The 17934-nt window shown below is 72.2% G+C and carries 19 protein-coding genes; 7 read left to right on the forward strand and 12 right to left on the reverse strand.

Going from position 1 to position 17934, the window contains the following annotated elements; all coding sequences use genetic code 11:
* Nucleotides 1–58 precede the first annotated feature (58 nt).
* The 3 genes from groL to ABD298_RS05845 form a co-directional block, all read right to left on the reverse strand.
* Nucleotides 59–1672, reverse strand: coding sequence for a chaperonin GroEL (gene groL, locus ABD298_RS05835; protein WP_344298703.1), 1614 nt, complete (start codon nt 1670–1672; stop codon nt 59–61).
* Between the two features lie 78 nt (nt 1673–1750).
* Nucleotides 1751–2047, reverse strand: a complete 297-nt coding sequence (gene groES / locus ABD298_RS05840) for a co-chaperone GroES (protein WP_208709675.1) — start codon at nt 2045–2047, stop codon at nt 1751–1753.
* 185 nt (nt 2048–2232) lie between these two features.
* Nucleotides 2233–2619 (reverse strand): hypothetical protein, encoded by a 387-nt coding sequence (locus tag ABD298_RS05845; protein ID WP_344298704.1) that lies wholly within the window; start codon nt 2617–2619, stop codon nt 2233–2235.
* Nucleotides 2620–2673: 54 nt separating this feature from the next.
* Between ABD298_RS05845 and ABD298_RS05850 the strand changes: the two genes are divergently transcribed.
* Nucleotides 2674–3897, forward strand: coding sequence for a class I SAM-dependent methyltransferase (locus ABD298_RS05850; protein WP_344298705.1), 1224 nt, complete (start codon nt 2674–2676; stop codon nt 3895–3897).
* Between the two features lie 117 nt (nt 3898–4014).
* Here ABD298_RS05850 and ABD298_RS05855 read toward each other — a convergent pair whose 3' ends face one another.
* Both ABD298_RS05855 and ykgO read right to left on the reverse strand, forming a co-directional pair.
* Nucleotides 4015–4860, reverse strand: coding sequence for a shikimate 5-dehydrogenase (locus tag ABD298_RS05855; RefSeq protein WP_344298706.1), 846 nt, complete (start codon nt 4858–4860; stop codon nt 4015–4017).
* A 34-nt stretch (nt 4861–4894) separates the two neighbouring features.
* On the reverse strand, nt 4895–5017 hold the full coding sequence (gene ykgO, locus ABD298_RS05860) for a type B 50S ribosomal protein L36 (RefSeq protein ID WP_208709681.1): 123 nt from the start codon (nt 5015–5017) through the stop codon (nt 4895–4897).
* 115 nt (nt 5018–5132) lie between these two features.
* Between ykgO and ABD298_RS05865 the strand changes: the two genes are divergently transcribed.
* From ABD298_RS05865 to ABD298_RS05875, 3 genes are all read left to right on the forward strand, one after another.
* On the forward strand, nt 5133–6824 hold the full coding sequence (locus ABD298_RS05865; protein ID WP_344298707.1) for an acyl-CoA dehydrogenase family protein: 1692 nt from the start codon (nt 5133–5135) through the stop codon (nt 6822–6824).
* A 94-nt stretch (nt 6825–6918) separates the two neighbouring features.
* Nucleotides 6919–8067 (forward strand): glutamate--cysteine ligase, encoded by a 1149-nt coding sequence (locus ABD298_RS05870; protein ID WP_344299058.1) that lies wholly within the window; start codon nt 6919–6921, stop codon nt 8065–8067.
* Nucleotides 8064–8252: a hypothetical protein gene (locus ABD298_RS05875; RefSeq protein ID WP_344298708.1), complete on the forward strand. Its 189-nt coding sequence runs from the start codon at nt 8064–8066 to the stop codon at nt 8250–8252. The genes ABD298_RS05870 and ABD298_RS05875 overlap by 4 nt, the downstream gene beginning before the upstream one ends.
* 18 nt (nt 8253–8270) lie before the next feature.
* Here ABD298_RS05875 and ABD298_RS05880 read toward each other — a convergent pair whose 3' ends face one another.
* The 7 genes from ABD298_RS05880 to ABD298_RS05910 form a co-directional block, all read right to left on the reverse strand.
* Nucleotides 8271–8657 (reverse strand): endonuclease domain-containing protein, encoded by a 387-nt coding sequence (locus ABD298_RS05880; RefSeq protein WP_344298709.1) that lies wholly within the window; start codon nt 8655–8657, stop codon nt 8271–8273.
* A gap of 692 nt (nt 8658–9349) precedes the next feature.
* Nucleotides 9350–10429 carry a tRNA (adenosine(37)-N6)-threonylcarbamoyltransferase complex transferase subunit TsaD gene (gene tsaD, locus ABD298_RS05885; protein WP_344298710.1) on the reverse strand — a complete coding sequence of 360 codons (1080 nt, stop codon included), beginning with the start codon at nt 10427–10429 and terminating at the stop codon, nt 9350–9352.
* Nucleotides 10426–10881, reverse strand: a complete 456-nt coding sequence (rimI, locus tag ABD298_RS05890) for a ribosomal protein S18-alanine N-acetyltransferase (RefSeq protein WP_344299059.1) — start codon at nt 10879–10881, stop codon at nt 10426–10428. The genes tsaD and rimI overlap by 4 nt, the downstream gene beginning before the upstream one ends.
* A 41-nt stretch (nt 10882–10922) precedes the next feature.
* Nucleotides 10923–11606, reverse strand: a complete 684-nt coding sequence (gene tsaB, locus ABD298_RS05895; protein ID WP_344298711.1) for a tRNA (adenosine(37)-N6)-threonylcarbamoyltransferase complex dimerization subunit type 1 TsaB — start codon at nt 11604–11606, stop codon at nt 10923–10925.
* On the reverse strand, nt 11603–12265 hold the full coding sequence (gene tsaE, locus ABD298_RS05900; protein WP_344298712.1) for a tRNA (adenosine(37)-N6)-threonylcarbamoyltransferase complex ATPase subunit type 1 TsaE: 663 nt from the start codon (nt 12263–12265) through the stop codon (nt 11603–11605). The genes tsaB and tsaE overlap by 4 nt, the downstream gene beginning before the upstream one ends.
* The gene (gene alr / locus ABD298_RS05905) at nt 12262–13440 is read right to left on the reverse strand and encodes an alanine racemase (protein WP_344298713.1); all 1179 of its coding nucleotides are present in this window, start codon (nt 13438–13440) and stop codon (nt 12262–12264) included. The genes tsaE and alr overlap by 4 nt, the downstream gene beginning before the upstream one ends.
* Before the next feature lie 20 nt (nt 13441–13460).
* Nucleotides 13461–13802: a nuclear transport factor 2 family protein gene (locus tag ABD298_RS05910; protein ID WP_344298714.1), complete on the reverse strand. Its 342-nt coding sequence runs from the start codon at nt 13800–13802 to the stop codon at nt 13461–13463.
* A gap of 43 nt (nt 13803–13845) precedes the next feature.
* On the opposite strand from ABD298_RS05910, the gene mshA reads away from it, so the two are divergent.
* From mshA to ABD298_RS05925, 3 genes are all read left to right on the forward strand, one after another.
* On the forward strand, nt 13846–15114 hold the full coding sequence (mshA, locus tag ABD298_RS05915; protein ID WP_344298716.1) for a D-inositol-3-phosphate glycosyltransferase: 1269 nt from the start codon (nt 13846–13848) through the stop codon (nt 15112–15114).
* A gap of 196 nt (nt 15115–15310) precedes the next feature.
* Nucleotides 15311–17038: a formate--tetrahydrofolate ligase gene (locus tag ABD298_RS05920; RefSeq protein WP_344298717.1), complete on the forward strand. Its 1728-nt coding sequence runs from the start codon at nt 15311–15313 to the stop codon at nt 17036–17038.
* A 233-nt stretch (nt 17039–17271) separates the two neighbouring features.
* On the forward strand, nt 17272–17922 hold the full coding sequence (locus ABD298_RS05925) for a MerR family transcriptional regulator (RefSeq protein ID WP_344298718.1): 651 nt from the start codon (nt 17272–17274) through the stop codon (nt 17920–17922).
* The last annotated feature ends 12 nt before the right edge of the window (nt 17923–17934 follow it).

The raw sequence follows: 17934 nt of genomic DNA on the forward strand, positions 1-17934 counted from the left end.
GAAGGAGGCCCCCCGCCGTGGTCACCGCGCGCCGTCGTGCGTGCGGCGGGAACGAGCGTCAGTGGCTGTGGCCGGCGTGCTCGTCGTCATCCTCGGCAGGCTTCTCGGCCACGAGGGTCTCCGTGGTCAGGACCAGGGCCGCGATGGACGCCGCGTTGCGCAGCGCCGAGCGGGTCACCTTGACCGGGTCGATGACGCCGGCCGCGATGAGGTCCTCGTACTCGCCCGTCTTGGCGTTGAAGCCGTGGTTGACCTCCGCCTCCTGGACGCGGGCGGCGACGACGTAGCCGTCGAACCCGGCGTTCTGGGCGATCCAGCGCAGCGGCTGGACGAGCGCGCGGCGCACGATGTTGACGCCTGCCGCGGCGTCGCCCGTGAGCGCCGTGACAGCCTCGTCCTCGTCGAGGACCCGCACGGCGTGGACGAGCGCGGAGCCGCCACCGGCCACGATGCCCTCCTCGAGGGCCGCGCGGGTCGAGGACACAGCGTCCTCGATGCGGTGCTTCTTCTCCTTGAGCTCGACCTCGGTGGCCGCGCCGACCTTGATCACGCCGATGCCGCCCGCGAGCTTCGCGAGGCGCTCCTGGAGCTTCTCGCGGTCCCAGTCGGAGTCGGTGCGTGCCAGCTCGGCGCGCAGCTGCGCGACGCGGGCCTCGACGTCGGACGCCGAGCCGGCGCCGTCGACGATCGTCGTGTTGTCCTTGGTCACCGTGATGCGGCGGGCCGTGCCGAGCTGCTCGAGGCCAACCTGGTCCAGGCTCAGGCCGACCTCCGGGGAGACCACCTGGGCGCCCGTGAGGGTCGCGATGTCCTGGAGCATGGCCTTGCGGCGGTCGCCGAAGCCCGGGGCCTTGACGGCCACGACGCTCAGGGTGCCGCGGATGCGGTTGACGATCAGCGTCGAGAGGGCCTCGCCCTCCACGTCCTCCGCGATCACGAACAGCGGCTTGGAAGCGGAGAGGACCTTCTCGAGGACCGGCAGGAACTCCGTGAGCGAGGAGATCTTGCCCTGGTGGATGAGGATGAGCGCGTCCTCGAGGACGGCCTCCTGGCGCTCCGCGTCGGTGACGAAGTACGGCGAGAGGTAGCCCTTGTCGAACTGCATGCCCTCGGTGAGCACGAGCTCGGTCTGGGTGGTCGAGGACTCCTCGATGGTGATGACGCCGTCCTGGCCGACCTTCTCGAAGGCCTCGGCGAGGAGCTCGCCGATCTCCTCCGACTGGGCCGAGATGGCCGCGACGTTCGCGACGTGGCGCCCGGAGACCTCGCGGGCGTTGTCGCCGAGGCGTCCTGCCACGGCCTCGACCGCTGCCTCGATGCCGCGCTTGACCTCGCCCGGGGCGGCACCGGCGGCCACGTTGCGCAGGCCCTCGCTGACCAGGGCCTGGGCGAGGACGGTCGCCGTCGTCGTGCCGTCTCCGGCGACGTCGTTGGTCTTGGTCGCGACCTCCTTGGCGAGCTGGGCGCCGAGGTTCTCGTACGGGTCGTCGAGCTCGACCTCGCGGGCGATCGTGACGCCGTCGTTCGTGATGGTGGGCGCGCCCCACTTCTTGTCGAGGACGACGTTGCGGCCGCGCGGGCCGAGCGTCACCTTGACGGTGTTGGCGAGCTTGTCGACGCCGGCCTGGAGGGCCTTGCGGGCGTCGTCGTTGAATGCGAGCTGCTTAGCCATGCAGTACTCCTGTGGTTCCTGAGTGAGCCAAACACAGCACCCCGGCCGCGTGGAGCGGCCGGGGCGCAGCGCAGAGCGTTACTTGACGACGATCGCCAGGACGTCGCGGGCGGAGAGCACGAGGTACTCGGCGCCGCCGGTCTTGACCTCGGTGCCGCCGTACTTCGAGTAGAGGACGACATCGCCGACGGCGACATCGACGGGGACGCGGTTGCCGTTGTCGTCAACGCGGCCGGGGCCGACAGCGACGACCTCGCCCTCCTGCGGCTTCTCCTTGGCGGTGTCCGGGATGACAAGACCGGAAGCCGTGGTCTGCTCGGCCTCGAGCGGCTTGACGACGATGCGATCCTCGAGGGGCTTGATGGAGACCGACACGGATCTCTCCTTTTCATGAACGGGTCACGGGTTGGGGAGCCGGGCAAGCAACCGTCGTCGCGGGTGCCGGGAGCGTGCCTGACATGGTTAGCACTCGACGCTGCCGAGTGCTACCGCCGACTCTAGTGAGCTGGTTGGCACTCGGTCAAGGCGAGTGCCAGCGTGGCGTTCAGCGACGGCCGGCCCTACTCCCCCGCGAGCTCGTCGAAGCTCAGATCCTCGCCGTCGTCGCCGTTCTCCGGGCGCGAGAGATAGAGGACGACGAGCGAGCCGATCAGGAGGACGAGGCCCACAATGACCCCCACGATGGACGCGGCCTTCACGCCCGCGTACTGGTCCCGCAGGGCCTGCGCCTCCGCGGTGGCGTCGTTGATGTTCTTGTCCCCGCCCATGGAGTACACGGCGGCATTGAAGGCGTCGAGGCCGAGGACGACGGCGAGCAGCACCCCGGCGACGAGGGCGACTGCGATGCCTGCGATCAGGAGGGTGCGGGCCGCGGGACGGAGCCGCGTGATGCTGCGCCCCCGATCCGGGCGCGCGGGCGACGGGTCAGCGGCTGGGGTGGACTCCATACGTCAACCCTATCCAATGAGCACCTCCGGGCGGCGCCCATTTAGGCTGGAAGGATGCCCCATGACAAGCACACCCCGGAGCAGCTGGCGCCCCTGCTGACGCCGGAGGGCTGGGCCCTCCTCAATTCCCTCGGTCCCTACAGGGAGGACGACGCGCTCGCACTGTCCTCCCGGCTGCGCAAGGAGGGGCACTCCCCCGAGCTCGTTTCGGCCGTCCTGTCCCAGGCACGGCTGCGCGCCAAGGCGCAGGCCAAGTTCGGTGAGTTCTCCGCCCACATGCTCTTCACGCGGGCCGGCCTGGAGCAGGCGACGCGCCTGTCGGTGGCCGCCCGGCACGCGCGGCGGTTCGTCGACGCCGGCGTGTCGCATGTCGCGGACCTCGGTTGCGGGCTGGGCGCCGACGCGCTCGCGATGGCCTCGCTCGACCTGGAGGTGACCGCCGTCGAGCTCGACGAGACGACTGCTGCCTGCGCGACCATGAACCTCATGCCGTTCCCCAAGGCGCGCGTGGTGCACGCGGACGCCCAGTCCGTGCCGCTCGAGGCGTTCGACGGCGTGTGGCTGGACCCGGCGCGGCGCGAGACGTCGTCGTCGGGCACCACGCGGATCTGGGACCCGGAGGAGTTCTCTCCACCGCTGTCCTTCGTGGAGTCCCTCGCTGCGCGCGGCCTGCCCGTAGGCGTCAAGCTCGGGCCGGGGGTGCCGCACGAGTCCATCCCGGACGGCTGCGAGGCGCAGTGGGTGTCGGTCGACGGCGACGTGGCCGAGGTGGCGCTGTACTTCAACGCCCTCCGGCGCCCGACCGTGCGGCGCGCCGCCCTCGTGCTCTCCGCGGTGGGCGCGTCCGAGCTCGTCGCCGAGACTGACTTCGACAAGGGCACCGAGCCGCGCGTCGGGCCGCTCGAGGGCTACCTCTACGAGCCCGACGGCGCAGTCATCCGCGCGGGCCTCGTCGCGGAGCTGGCTGAACGGCTCGGCGGCCACCTCGTCGACGAGCACATCGCGTACATCTGCGCGCCTGACCTCGTCGCGACCCCGTTCGCGCGCGCCTACCGCGTGCTCGAGGTGCGGCCGTACAGCGTCAAGGCCCTGCGCGCCTGGGTGCGCGAGGAGGGCATCGGGGTCCTGGACATCAAGAAGCGCGGCACCTCCGTCACGCCCGAGGAGCTGCGGAAGATGCTGCTGGTCGGGCAGAAGAAGGGCGCCTCGAAGAAGGCGACCCTGGTCCTGACGCGCATCGGCGAGCAGCGGGTGGCGGCGGTCGTCGAACCCGCCTGAGCTCCGCCCCATCAGCCGTTGCGGGGTCCCGGCCCGGGGCTTGCGGGGTCCCGTCCCGGGGCTTGCGAGGTCCCGTCCGGGCAGGGACGGGACCCCGCAACGGCAGTGGGCCCGACGTCACTGGGCCCGCATGAACTCCTCGGCCGCGGCGACCTGCTCGGGCGTCGGCTTGATCCCCGTATAGAGGATGAACTGCTCGAGGGCCTGGATCGTCATGACCTCCGCGCCGGAGATGACGGTCTTCCCCGCGGCGCGGCCTGCGCGAGTGAGCGGGGTCTCGGGCGGGAGCGCGACGACGTCGAACACCACGCGCGCGGCGTCCACGGCGTCCTGCGGGAACGCGAGCGAGTCCGCGTCGGGGCCGCCCGCCATCCCGATGGGCGTGACGTTGACGAGGACGTCCGCCGCGCCGTCTCCGCCGGCTGCGTCTTGGAGCGCCGCCTCGACCGAGGGCTTCCAGGCGAACCCGTAGAGGTCCGCGAGGTTGCGGCCGGCTTCCTCGTTGCGGGCCACGACGGTCACCTTCCGGAAGCCGGCGTCGCGGAACGCCGCGGCGGTGGCCTTGGCCATGCCGCCCGAGCCGCGCAGGATGACGCTCCACTCCGTGTCGAGCTTGTTGCGCTCGATCAGCTGGGCGATCGCCGTGTAGTCCGTGTTGTAGGCGGTGAGGACGCCGGAGTCGTTGACGATCGTGTTCACGGAGTCGATGGCCGCCGCCGAGGCGTCCATCCTGTCCACGAGCGCGATCACGTCCTCCTTGTACGGCATCGACACGGCGCACCCGCGGATGCCCAGCCCACGCACCCCGGCGATCGCCTGGGCGAGGTCCATAGGCGCGAAGGCCTTGTAGATCCAGTTCAGGCCCAGGGCCTCATAGAGGTAGTTGTGGAAACGCGTCCCGTTGTTGCTCGGCCGGGCCGAGAGCGAGATGCACAGCGTCATGTCTTTGTTCAGGATCGGCACGGCACAAGGCTAGTGCCGCGCCGGTCCGGGTGCGTCAGCCCTGGCGCGCCTTGACGCGGGGGTTCTTCTTGTTGATCACGAACGTCCTGCCGCGGCGGCGCACCACCTGCGCGCCCGGGATCTTCTTCAGCGCATGGAGGGAGTTGCGGACCTTCATCGTGGTTCCTTTCGTCGGTCTGTGAGGTTCGTGGGCCTCGCACCCGTCAACATTGAGAACTGTTCTCATATTCCGCGCTCTGGTCCCCGCAGGGGCCCGGGTGTGCAATGGGACCATGGAGCCCATCCCCGCGAGCGCCAACCAGCCTCCGCCGCGCACGGACGTCGACGAGTTCTCCTCCAACGCGGCGCTCGTGGACGCGGTCCGCCGCCACGGCGCTGGCTGGGCCTCCGCCGAGCTCGCGGGGATCGGCCGGCTGACCGGCTCCGCCGAGTTCGCCGAGCATGCGCGGCTCGCCAACGTCCACCCGCCCACGCTCCGGTCCCTGGACCGCAACGGCGAGCGCGCGGACGAGGTCGACTACCACCCGGCCTACCACCACGTCCTCGGCGCGGCGGTCGCCCACGGCGCGCACACGTCGTCGTGGGCGGACCCGCGCCCGGGCGCTCACGCGGCGAGGGCGGCGGCGTTCATGCTCTTCGCCCAGGCCGAGCCGGGGCACGCGTGCCCCGTCTCCATGACGCACGCCGCGGTGCCCGCGGTGGTGGGCGAACCCGCCGTCGCCCGCGAGTGGCTCCCCCGGCTCCTGGGCGACGTCTACGATCCCCGGCTCGTCCCGCCCGCGGCGAAGCCCGGAGTGCTCATCGGCATGGCGATGACGGAGCGGCAGGGCGGCTCGGACGTGCGGGCCAACACCACCCGCGCGGTCGACGCCGGCGACGGCACCGCCCGCATCACGGGCGCCAAGTGGTTCTGTTCGGCGCCCATGAGCGATGCCTTCCTGGTCCTCGCCCAGGAGGACGCCGGGCTCTCGTGCTTCCTGGTCCCGCGCGTGCTCGAGGACGGGTCGCGGAACCCGCTCCGGCTCGTGCGGCTCAAGGACAAGCTGGGGAACCGCTCGAACGCCTCCGCGGAGGTCGAGTTCGAGGACACCCTCGGGTGGCGACTCGGCGAGCCGGGCCGCGGCGTGCGGGCGATCATCCCGATGGTCCAGGAGACCCGCCTGGACTGCGTCCTCGGAACCGCCGCGGGCATGCGGCAGGCCGCCGCGGAGGCGGTGTGGCACGCCCGGCACCGGCGCGCGTTCGGGCGGATCCTCGCCGACCAGCCGGCCATGGCGGCCGTGCTCGCCGACCTCGCGCTCGAGTACGAGGGCGCGGTGGCGCTCGGCATGCGGCTCGCCGCCGCGGACGACGCCGCGTGGCCGCGCCCGGGGGGTGACGTCGGCGTCACAGGGGGTGACCTCCGCGCCACAGGGGGTGACCTCGGCCGGGAGAGGGCCTTCGCGCGGATCGCCACCGCGGTCGCCAAGTACTGGGTGTGCAAGCGCGGTCCGGGTCACGCGGCCGAAGCGCTCGAGTGTCTCGGCGGCAACGGGTACACCGAGGATTTCCCGCTCGCGCTGCGGTATCGGGAGCAGCCCGTCATGGCCATCTGGGAAGGGTCGGGGAACGTCGTGGCGCTCGACGTCCTGCGGGCGCTCGCGCGTGAGCCCGAAACCGCCGAGGCCCTCGCCGAGGAGCTCGAACGGCCGCGTGGGGCAGACCCAGAGCTCGACGCCCACCTCGAACGCGCCCTCGCACTCATGGCGGACGCGGCACGGGAGCCCGAGGAGGCCCAGCGGTGGGCGCGGGCCCTGGCCGAGACCCTCGCCCTAGCTCTGGAGGCCGTCCTGCTCGTGGAGGGTGCGCCGTCGTGCGTCGCCGAGGCGTTCATCGCCTCCCGGCTGGGGCGCGAGCGCCGCCTCGGCTATGGCTGCCTCTCCGACACGGCGCGCACCGAGGAGATCCTGGCCCGCGTGATGTGACGCAGCGACACCGGACGGGGCCACCCCGACCCGTAGACTGGGGGGACTTGTACGGCCCGCCGGCGGCCCGCCGGCATGACCCGGGGGTAGACACCTGAAGATCGACTTCGCGCAGTCCGAGCAGTCCACCATCGGGCTGGAATGGGAGCTCGCCCTCGTCGACAAGCACGGCGGCGAGCTCGTCTCGGTCGCCCCGCAGGTCCTCGACCGCCTAGGCCACGAGCACGCCGAGCTGTTCTCCGACGACTGCCCCCGCATCCACCAGGAGCTGCTGCTCAACACCGTGGAGGTCGTCACAGGCGTCCACCACACCGTCGCCGACGCCACCGCGGACCTCGCCGAATCCATCGCCGCGGTACGGACGGTGACGGACCGCATCGGCGTCGAGCTCTTCTCCGCCGGAAGCCACCCCTTCAGCCCCCCGCGCCTCCAGCCGGTGACCGACAAGGAACGGTACGCCAAGCTCATCGACCGCACGCAGTGGTGGGGCCGCCAGATGGTGATCTACGGGGTGCACGTCCATGTGGGCTTGGACCGGCGGGACAAGGCTATGCCCGTGCTCGACGCGCTCGTGAACTACTTCCCCCACTTCCAGGCCCTCTCGGCCTCGAGCCCCTTCTGGGGCGGCGAGGACACGGGCTACGCCTCCCAGCGCGCGCTCATGTTCCAGCAGCTTCCCACCGCCGGCCTGCCGTTCCAGTTCACCGACTGGGCCGGGTTCGAGGGCTACGTCCAGGACATGCTCACCACCGGGGTCATCGACACGATCAGCGAGATCCGCTGGGACATCCGTCCCGTCCCCCGGCTGGGCACCATCGAGATGCGGGTCTGCGACGGGCTCTCGACGCTCGAGGAGGTCGGCGCGATCGCGGCGCTGACCCAGTGCCTCGTCGAGGAGGCCTCGAGGGCCCTCGACGCCGGCGGAACCATCCCCACCATGCCGCCGTGGCACGTGCAGGAGAACAAGTGGCGCGCCGCCCGCTACGGCATGGACGCCATCATCATCCTCGATGCCGCCGGTAACGAGAAGCTCGTCACCGAGCACCTCACCGAAACCATGGAGCGGCTGGCCCCCATCGCGCGGGATCTCGGGTGCGAAGCCGAGCTGCGCGACATCGAGGGGATCATCCGGCGCGGTGCCGGGTACCAGCGCCAGCGCCGGGTCGCCGCGGACCACGGGGGCGACCTGCGGGCGGTGGTGCTCGAGGAGGCGCGGCTCATGCGCGAGGGCTACGGGGCGTGAACCCCGCCAGCCGGGGCGGCCGGAGTGGCCGCCGCCGCTCGCCCCTGCGGATCGTGCTGGTGCTCGCGCTGGCAGCCCTCGTGCTCGCCCTGACCTCCCACCCGCAGCCTGCCCTCTGGGTCGCCGGCGCCGCTGGCGTCTATGCGGCGGTGGAGGGTGTGCTGAGGTGGCGGCGACGGGCGTGATGTCCGAAACCGCACAAGTCAGGCCGCAGAAGGCACGATCTCGCCTGTCTTGTACTCCGACTTGTGCAGTTTCAGACGCCTGTCGACCGCTGATACGACCTCGCCGATCCATGCCCGCTCGAACATCACGTGCTCCCAGCTGAAACGCAGGACGGTGCAGCCTTCACGGACGAGTTCGTTGTAGCGGGTGCAGTCCCGGTGCAGGCTTTCACGTCCGCCGTGCCACTCGAAGCTGTCTGCTTCGGCGACGAGCAGCTTCAGTTTGGCGAGGTCCACCCGGTACTCGCCGCCTTCCGTTCCGATCGTCACCTGAGGTTCCATCACCACGCCTGCTTCGAGGCACGCGGCCCGGAGCCCTGACTCGAAGGCGTTCGCCGCCCGTCCGTCCATCGCAGCGAGGACCATCTGCTGAGCCCTCCGGTTCCTGCCCACCCATTCGCGTGCTGCATCCCGCAGCTGGCTTGGTGTGGCTCTGCCCAGACGAAGGGCTGAATCGGCGATGGCGAGTCCTTCGGCGAAGGGGAGGCCTGCAGCGCAGTCGAGCACGGTACGGACAACGGATGTGGCCTGTACAGCACCCCTTGCGACCAGATCACACGGGAGCAGTAGCCGAGTGACGACCCTTGTGCCTGGGACCGCCCGGGCCCGGCGTCCGCGAGGAACCGCCACCTCGACAAGCTCAGGTGGATGCAGGACTCCGAGTCCGTGGGCGAGCGCGGCCGACCTGCCGAAGAGAACGGCCCTGGCCTTAAGGGCCAACTGCTCTGCCCCTGCAACGGAAGCGAGCGCATAGAGCCCTTGCCCTACCCGGAGGACGTCTCCGGTCGCGACGGCCGCAGCCACACTGCGTGCAGGGAAGTGCTGCAGCAGCTGGCCCGCCCGGGCACTCCCGCCGACAGCAGCCAGGTACTCAGCGACATGCTCCACGCCCACATCCTCCCCGTGATCCCAGGCGGGAGCAGGCCCCGGTGGCCAATTGTGGACAACTCGGGAGGGGTCAAGGTCAGAAACTGCACAACCCGGACGGCCAGAAGGCGTCCAAGGCGCGCGGGCGCCCACGAGTTGTGCACTGTGAAACCAGCACCCCGCGGAAGCCGCTACACGGTCACGGAGGTCACCGGCAGGGAGGACTCGGGCGCGAAGTCGAGGTCGCTCGGCTGGCCGCCGTCCATGATGACCCGCGCGGCGAGGGCGGCCACCATCGCGCCGTTGTCGGTGCACAGGGAGAATTCGGGGACCGCCAGGGAGATCCCCGCTGCCGCGCACCGCTCGGCAGTGAGCTCCCGCAGCCGCGTGTTGGCCGCCACGCCGCCGCCGAGCAGCAGGTTCTCGATGCCCTGCTCACGGCACGCGAGGACGGCCTTGGAGGTGATGACGTCCACGACCGCCTCCTGGAAGGACGCCGCGATGTCCGCGACCGGCACCGGCTCCCCCGCCGCCTCGAACTGCTCAACGCACCGCGCCACCGCGGTCTTCAGGCCGGAGAAGGACCAGTCGTAGCGGTGCGCGGCCGGGTCCTCGGCCGTCCCCATGTACTTGGGCTGCGTGAGCCCGCGAGGGAACCGGATGGCCTTGGGGTTGCCCTCTCGGGCGATCCTGTCGATCGCCGGGCCGCCGGGGTAGCCGAGCCCGAGCAGTCGGGCCACCTTGTCGTAGGCCTCGCCGGCGGCGTCGTCGATCGTCGAGCCGAGCAGCTCCACGTCCCCTGCGATGTTTCGCACGCGCAGCACCTCGGTGTGGCCGCCGGAGACCAGGAGCGCGCCCAGATCCGGCGGCAGCTCTCCCCCGTATACGCCTCCGTCAAGCAGCCCCACCCCCACGTGTGCCACGAGGTGGTTGACGGCGAAGAGGGGCTTGCCCGTCGCCACAGCCAGGGCCTTCGCCCCGCACACGCCCACCATGAGCGCCCCGGCGAGCCCTGGCCCTGACGTGACGGCCAAGGCATCGATCTCGTCGAGCGTGACACCGGCGGTCGCCAGCGCCTCGTGCAGCGTCGGGACGAGCGCGTCGAGGTGCGCGCGGGAAGCGATCTCAGGGATCACGCCGCCGAACCGAACGTGCTCGTCCATCGAGGAGGAGACGGTGTTGGCCAACAGGCGCGTCCCCCGCACAATCCCCACGCCGGTCTCGTCGCACGAGGACTCGATGCCGAGGACCAGCGGCTCCTCGCGGTTCATTCGCGTTCCCCTTCCGCCCCGCCCGTCGCGAGTGCCAGCTGCATGATGAGTGCGTCGACGCCGTCGCGGTAGTACCGCCGGCGCACGTGGATCTGCCGGAAGCCAAAGCGCCGGTACAGCGCCTGGGCCCGAGGGTTGTCCGCCCGGACCTCGAGCAGGACGTCGGCGGCGCCCCGCCGTCGTGCCTCGGCGATGAGCTCGGTCAGGAGTGCAGAGCCGATCCCCCGCCCCTCGAACTCGGGCACCACGGCGATCGTCTGCACGTCCGCGATGGGCTCGACGCACATGAGCCCCGCGTAGGCCACGATTTCTCCCGCGGGCCCCTGCGCGACGTAGTACCGCCGCGTCTCGGGCTGCGCGAGCTCATCGCGGAACATCTGCTTCGGCCACGCGTCGATGGGGAACAGCGCGGTCTCGAGGGCGTGGACGGCGGGCACGTCCGCTTCGGTCATGTCGCGGAGCACGACGCCGGCAGGTAGCTCGCGCGCGCCGCTCACAGGGCGCGCTTCCGGGGGCCGGGGACCTGCGCGTCGGACTCGCGGAGGTACAAGGGGGTCGTGTCGGGGAGCTGGGAGCCTGCCGCGAGCCGGGCCACGGCGACGAGGCCGAGCGAGGCGGCGGTCGGCTGCGCGGCGTCGAACGCTGCCACGCGCCGGGCGCCGGCGGAGGCGAGCCGCTCCGGGTAGATCCCAGCCCCGGCCCCGTAGACGGGGAGTGCCGGCAGCTCGCCGGGCGAGGTCACGTGAGGGCCGTCGATGAGCGTGCCCTCGGCGGCGTACCGGGCCCAGTAGAGCTCCTTGCGGCGCGCATCGGTCGCGACGAGGAACTCGCCCGACGGCGCGCCCTCCGCGACGGCGTCCCACGCGAGGGCGTCCAGGCTCATGAGGCCCTCGAGCGGCGTGTCCCAGGCGAAGGCCAGGGATCTGGCGGTGGCGATCCCAGAGCGGAGGCCGGTGAAGGGGCCCGGCCCGACACCGACGACGATCCGGGCGATGTCCGCTCCGCTCACAGACTGCTCGTCGAGGAGGGCGCGGATGCCGGGCGCGAGGACTTCGGCGTGGGACTTGGTGTCCTCGGTGGCGAACGAGGCGAGGACGGCCGCGTCGCTGAAGGACTCGTGGCAGCGGATGAGCGCCGCCGATGCGATGGCTGACGTGTCGATGGCGAGGACGATCATCGGCCTGCCTCCCGCTGGGAAGAGGTGACCTCGGCGCCACCAGAGGTGACCTCGGCGCCACCAGGGGTGACCTCGGCGGAGGCGGGGCGGTCGACGGCGGGCCACGCCACCTGCGGGTGCTGGGCCCACCGCGGGCCGAAGGCGCGGATCCTCAGCAGGCGCGGCTCGTCGTCGTCCTCGGTGTCGAAGTCGAGCACGGGTGCGGCATGGTCGGCCCCGGCTGCCGGCGCCCCCGCCCGGACCAGCTCGATGTCCAGCCACGAGTCGACGAGGTGCTCGACCCGCCCGCGGCCCCACTCGACGACCGTGACGGAGGTGTCCGCCCAGTTCTCGAGGTCGAGGTCGTCGATCTCGCCCTCCCCCTCGAGGCGGTACGCGTCGACGTGGACGAGGTCCGGGCCGCCGGGACGGGGCCCGTCGGGCAGGTTGGGGTGGATCCGCACAAGCACGAACGTCGGCGAGATGATGCCGGACCGCACGCCGAGCCCCTCGCCGAGTCCCTGGGTGAACGTGGTCTTCCCGGCGCCGAGCTCGCCGGTGAGGACGATGAGGTCACCGGCCGCGAGCGCACCGGCGAGCGCCGCCCCGAGCGCCTGCGTCTCCTCGGCGGAGGCGGGAGCGAACGCGAGCTCCCACACCGGGGCGCCGGCAGCGCTCACGCGCCCTCCCCGACGTAGACCCGCGGCACGCGGGGGCTGATGCGTGTGACGATCTCGTAGTTGATGGTGCCGGCGGCGCGGGCCCAGTCATCGGCGGTGGGGCCGCCGTTGTCACCGGTGCCGAACAGCACGGCCTCGGCGCCGGCGAGCGCGGCGGGTTCGGGGTCCGGGCCGAGGTCCACGACGACCTGGTCCATCGCGACCCGCCCGGCGACGCGGTGCGTCTCCCCCGCGATCTGCACGGGGCCGCCGGAGGAGGTGCGGGGCACGCCGTCGGCGTAGCCGAGCGGGACGAGGGCGAGCGTCGCGGCGTCCCGGGTGCGGTAGAGCAGGCCGTAGGAGACGCCCTGGTCGGCGCGCACGCGCTTGGCCTGGGAGAGGGTTGCGCGGAGGGTCATGGCCGGGCGGAGGCCGAGGTCCGCGGAGCTCTGGTCCGGGAACGGCGAGAGCCCGTACACGGAGATCCCGACCCGGACCAGGTCGAAGTGGGCGTCCGGGCGGGAGAACACGGCCGGGGAGTTAGCGATGTGGCGGACCTCGAGGTCGCAGCCGGCGTCCTCGGCCACGGCGACGGCCTCGCGGAACGCGTCGAGCTGGGTGTCCGTCTCGGGGCGATGGGGCTCGTCGGCCACGGCCAGGTGGCTGAACACGCCGACGACGCGTAGGAGCCCCTCGTCCTGGTACTCGACGGCCTCGCCGACGAGGGAGTCCCAGCGCTCGGCGGTCGCGCCATTCCGGCCGAGCCCCGTGTCGATCTTGAGGTGCACCCGCGCGGGCCGCTGCTGCTCGCGGGCCGCAGCGACGATCCGGTCGAGCTCCCAGCCGGAGCACCCGAGGTCGATCCCGGCGGCGACGGCGGCGGAGAAGTTCGAGTCGGGCGTGTGCAGCCAGGCGAGGATGGGCGCCTCGATGCCGGCAGCGCGCAGGGCGAGGGCCTCGGAGATGTGGGCGACGCCGAGCCACGCCGCCCCGGCCGCGAGCGCGGCGCGGGCCACCTGGACGGCGCCGTGCCCATAGGCGTCCGCCTTCACGACCGCCATGACCCGGGCGGGGTCCGCCACCTGCCGCAGGACGCCGACGTTGTGGCGGATCGCGTCGAGGTCGACGACGGCGGCGCGCTCGGGCAGGCGGGCGGTGGGCAGGCTGGAGGGGGCTGGGGTGGGCTCGGAAGTCACGCCAGCAGTCTACTCGGGGCTCAGAACACGCCGTTTCCGTGGGGCGTGGCCTCCGGGATGGGCTGGATCGCGTCCCAGTGCTCGACGATCCTCCCGTCCTTGAGCCGCCACAGGTCCCAGTAGGCGACGGGCACACCGAACTCCCCCTCGGAGACCGTCAGCACGAAGTTGCCCTGGCCCACGAGGTGGTGGACCGTGCGGTAGAGGAGTTCCTTGCCCTCCGAGGCCCACTTCGCGACCGCGGCACCGAACCCGTCGAGGCCGTCGGCGGCCTCGGGGTTGTGCTGGTGGTACTCCTCGGAGGAGATGTAGTCGGCGAGGGCCGAGTAGTCGCGGCCGATGAGGACCAGTAGTCGTCGCACGACGCCGCCGGGCCGGCTTCCGCGGCAACGTAGCCTTGGGAGCGTGCAGCACCTCCACCGCGTGGCGATGATCTCCCTCCACACATCTCCGCTCGAGCAGCCTGGCGCCGGGGACGCCGGCGGGATGAACGTGTACGTCTCGCACCTGGCCCGCGCCCTCGCGGCGACGGGCCTGGCGGTGGACATCTACACGCGCGCCACCGATCCGGCCCAGCCGGACGTCGTGGCGCTGGAGGAGGGCGCGCTGGTCCACCACATCGAGGCCGGGCCCCGCCGCCGGCTCGCGAAGGAGCAGATGCCCCCGCTGGCCGAGGAGTTCGCGGCCGGGGTGCTGCGCCGCATGCGCGCTGGCCTCGCCGCGGGAGGCGAGCGGACCGGCGTCGTGCATTCGCACTACTGGGTGTCGGGGATCGCGGGGCTGCGGGTCTCGGACGAGCTGGGCATCCCGCTGGTCCACACCATGCACACCATGGCGCGGGTGAAGAACCTGCACCTCGCCGCGGGCGACACGCCCGAGCCGAGCAACCGCGAGCGCGGCGAGCAGAGGATCGCCGACGCCGCGGCCCGGCTGACGGCGAACACGCCGGCCGAGCGGGACGAGCTCGAGCGGCACTACGGGGTGGACGAGGACCGGATCGACGTGGTCTCCCCCGGCGTGGACCTCTCCGTGTTCCGGCCGGCGTTCCGCACGAGCTCCCGCGCCGGGCGGCGGATCGCGCCGGGGGCCTTCCACGTGCTGTTCGCGGGGCGGATCCAGCGGCTGAAGGGGCCGCAGGTGCTCGTGGCCGCGGCGGGGGTGCTGCGGAGGCGACGCCCGGACATCCCGCTCCGCGTGTCGATCGTCGGGGCGCCGAGCGGCTCGGCCGGACTGGACCTCGACGTGCTCGCGGGCGAGGAGGGGCTCGACGGCGTGGTCCGCCGCCTTCCGCCCGTGCCCGCGGCGGAGCTCGCGGACTGGTTCCGCTCGGCGGACGTCGTGGCGATGCCGAGCTTCTCGGAGTCGTTCGGGCTCGTGGCGCTCGAGGCGCAGGCGTGCGGGACCCCCGTGGTGGCGGCCCGGGTCGGCGGGCTCACGCGCGCGGTGTGCGACGGGCGCACGGGATTCCTCGTCGACGGGCACGACCCCGAGGCGTGGGCCGCCGTGCTCGAGCAGCTCCACGACGACCCGGAGACGCGCACCGACCTGGGGCGCGCGGCGTCGATCTATGCCGAGCGGTTCGGCTGGGAGCAGACGGCCGAGGCCACCCGGCAGGCCTACCGCGCGGCGCTGCGCGAGCGAGCGCTGGCGGCGGAGCACGCCGTCGTCCCCTGACCACCCCTGACCCGCCGAGGTCACCCCCTCTGACGCCGAGATCACCCCCTCTGGCGCCGAGATCACCCCCTCTGGCGCCGAGGTCACCCCAGCCCAGCACGTGACCCCCAGAACGTGACCCCCAGCACGTGACCCCCAGCACGTGACCCCCAGAAGGTTCGCGCTGAACGGGCGGGGCGCGGGGTAGGGTGACGCCATGACCGCCTTGGCATCGTCGCCGGGCGCCCGGGATTCCGGGAGCTCCGCGTCCACCGCAGCCCCCACAGACCTCGAGATCGCACGCGCGGCAACCCTCCGCCCCATCGAGGAGATCGCCGAGCGGGCCGGGATCCCCGCCGACGCGCTGGAGCTGTACGGGCGGTACAAGGCGAAGATCGACGTCGCGCGCCTGCCCGACGCGGACCACCGCGGCCACGTCGTGCTCGTCTCGGCGATCTCCCCGACTCCGGCCGGAGAGGGCAAGTCCACGCTCACCGTCGGGCTCGCCGACGCCCTGTCCCGCGCCGGGAAGAGGACCATGATCGCGATCCGTGAGCCGAGCCTCGGCCCGATCCTCGGCATGAAGGGCGGTGCGACCGGGGGCGGCCGGTCCCAGGTGCTGCCGATGGAGGACATCAACCTCCACTTCACGGGAGACTTCCACGCCATCACGGCAGCGAACAATGCCCTCTGCGCCCTGATCGACAACCACGTCTTCCAGGGCAACGCCCTGCAGATCGACCCGCGGCGCGTGACCTTCAAGCGGGTCATGGACATGAACGACCGCTCCCTCCGCGACATCGTCATCGGCCTCGGCGGCCCCACCCAGGGGGTGCCCCGCGAGGCGGGCTTCGACATCACGGTCGCCTCCGAGGTCATGGCCGTGTTCTGCCTCGCGTCCTCAGTCGAGGACCTCAAGGAGCGCCTGGGCCGCATCACGTTCGGCTACACCTACGACCGCAGGCCGCTCACCGTCGCGGACCTCGGCGCCGCGGGCGTCATGGCGATGCTGCTGAAGGACGCGATCAAGCCGAACCTGGTCCAGACCATCGCCGGCACGCCGGCGCTCGTGCACGGCGGCCCATTCGCGAACATCGCGCACGGGTGCAACTCGGCGCTGGCCACGACGACGGCGCGGCGCCTCGCCGACATCGTGGTCACCGAGGCGGGTTTCGGCGCGGACCTGGGCGCCGAGAAGTTCATGGACATCAAGGCCCGGTACGCGGACGTGGCGCCGTCCGCCGTCGTGCTCGTGGCGACCGTGCGGGCGCTCAAGATGCACGGCGGCGTGCCCAAGGACGGGCTCGCCGCGCCGGACGCGGCCGCGGTCGAGCGCGGCTTCGCGAACCTCGCCCGGCACCTGGAGAACATCCGCAAGTTCGGGCTCGAGCCGGTGGTAGCGGTCAACCGGTTCGGCACCGACACGCCCGAGGAGCTCGACGCCGTCGTGCGCCTGTGCGGGTCGGCGGGCGCCCGCGTCGCAGTGGCGGACGTGTGGGGCCGCGGCGGCGGGGGCGACGGCGGCGACGACCTCGCGCGGGAGGTGCTCGCGGCGCTCGAGGAGCCGGGGACGTACCGGCCCCTGTACCCGCTCGAGATGAGCGTGGAGGAGAAGATCGCGACGGTGGTGCGGGAGGTCTACCGCGGTGCGGGCGTCGAGTTCTCAGAGCAGGCGCGGCGGACCCTGGCACAGATCCACGAGAACGGCTGGGACCGGCTGCCGGTGTGCATGGCGAAGACGCAGTACTCGTTCTCGGACAATCCGGCGCTGCTCGGCGCCCCCGAGGGGTTCACGGTGCACGTGCGGGAGCTGTGGCCGCGCACGGGCGCGGGGTTCATCGTCGCGGTGACCGGGACCCTCATGACGATGCCCGGCCTGCCGAAGGTGCCAGCCGCGATGCGCATGGACCTCGACGACGACGGCCAGGTCGTCGGACTGTTCTGACGCGAATGTGACGCGCGCCGCTTCTTGACGCGCGCCGGCGAAGCACCTGGCCGAGGGAGCGCCCCCCAAATCAGCCCATCAACGCTCCCTCGGCGTCCGCGCGGACGCAAGATCCAAGATAGTGTTGCTATCCACGGAGGCGCCATGTGGATAGCAGCATGCGCCGTCACTATCCAATGAGGTGCGGCTCCTCCATCGACGCATCGGCAACCGAGGGAGCCGCCGGAGGGACCGTGAAGCTCAGCGAACTCAGCGACCGGTCGGGGACGCCTGTCGCCACCATCAAGTTCTACCTGCGGGAGGGGCTCCTGCGCCCCGGGGAGCCCGTCACCGCCACCCGCGCGGACTACGGCCCTGCCCACCTCACGCGGCTGGGCACGATCAGCACCCTGCGCAGGGCGGTCGGCCTCAGCGTCGCCCAGGTGCGCGCCGTCGTGGGGCTCATCGACGAGGGCGCGGACCGCATCGAGGTCATGAAGGCGCTCCAGGCCGTGATCCAGCGCCTCGACGCGCCCCGGCCGGGGCGCACCGCCGCGGGGAACCAGGTCGTGGCGGCCGTGGGGTGGCCGGACGTCCCGACCGGGGCCCGCGCCGCGCTGGACGCCCACCTCGAGTCGATGGCGGCTCTTGGTGTCATGCCCACCGACGCCCAGCTCACCGCGTACGCCCGCGCCGTCGACCACATCGCGGCCGCCGACGTCGCGAACGCGGTCGAGGCCGAGGACCTCGAGGAGCTCGTGGCCCGCGCCGCCGTCGGCATGCACATGAACGCCGAGCTGGTCCAGCGCCTGCTCGCGCTCGCGCAGACGAGCCGGTCGATCATGAGCTACGGCCGCGCGGCCCCCGGCCCGAGCCGCCTGAGCCCCCCGGCGCCGGGCCGGTGACGCACGACGGCG

The sequence above is a fragment of the Sinomonas flava genome (assembly GCF_039531875.1).
Lineage (GTDB): Bacteria > Actinomycetota > Actinomycetes > Actinomycetales > Micrococcaceae > Sinomonas > Sinomonas flava.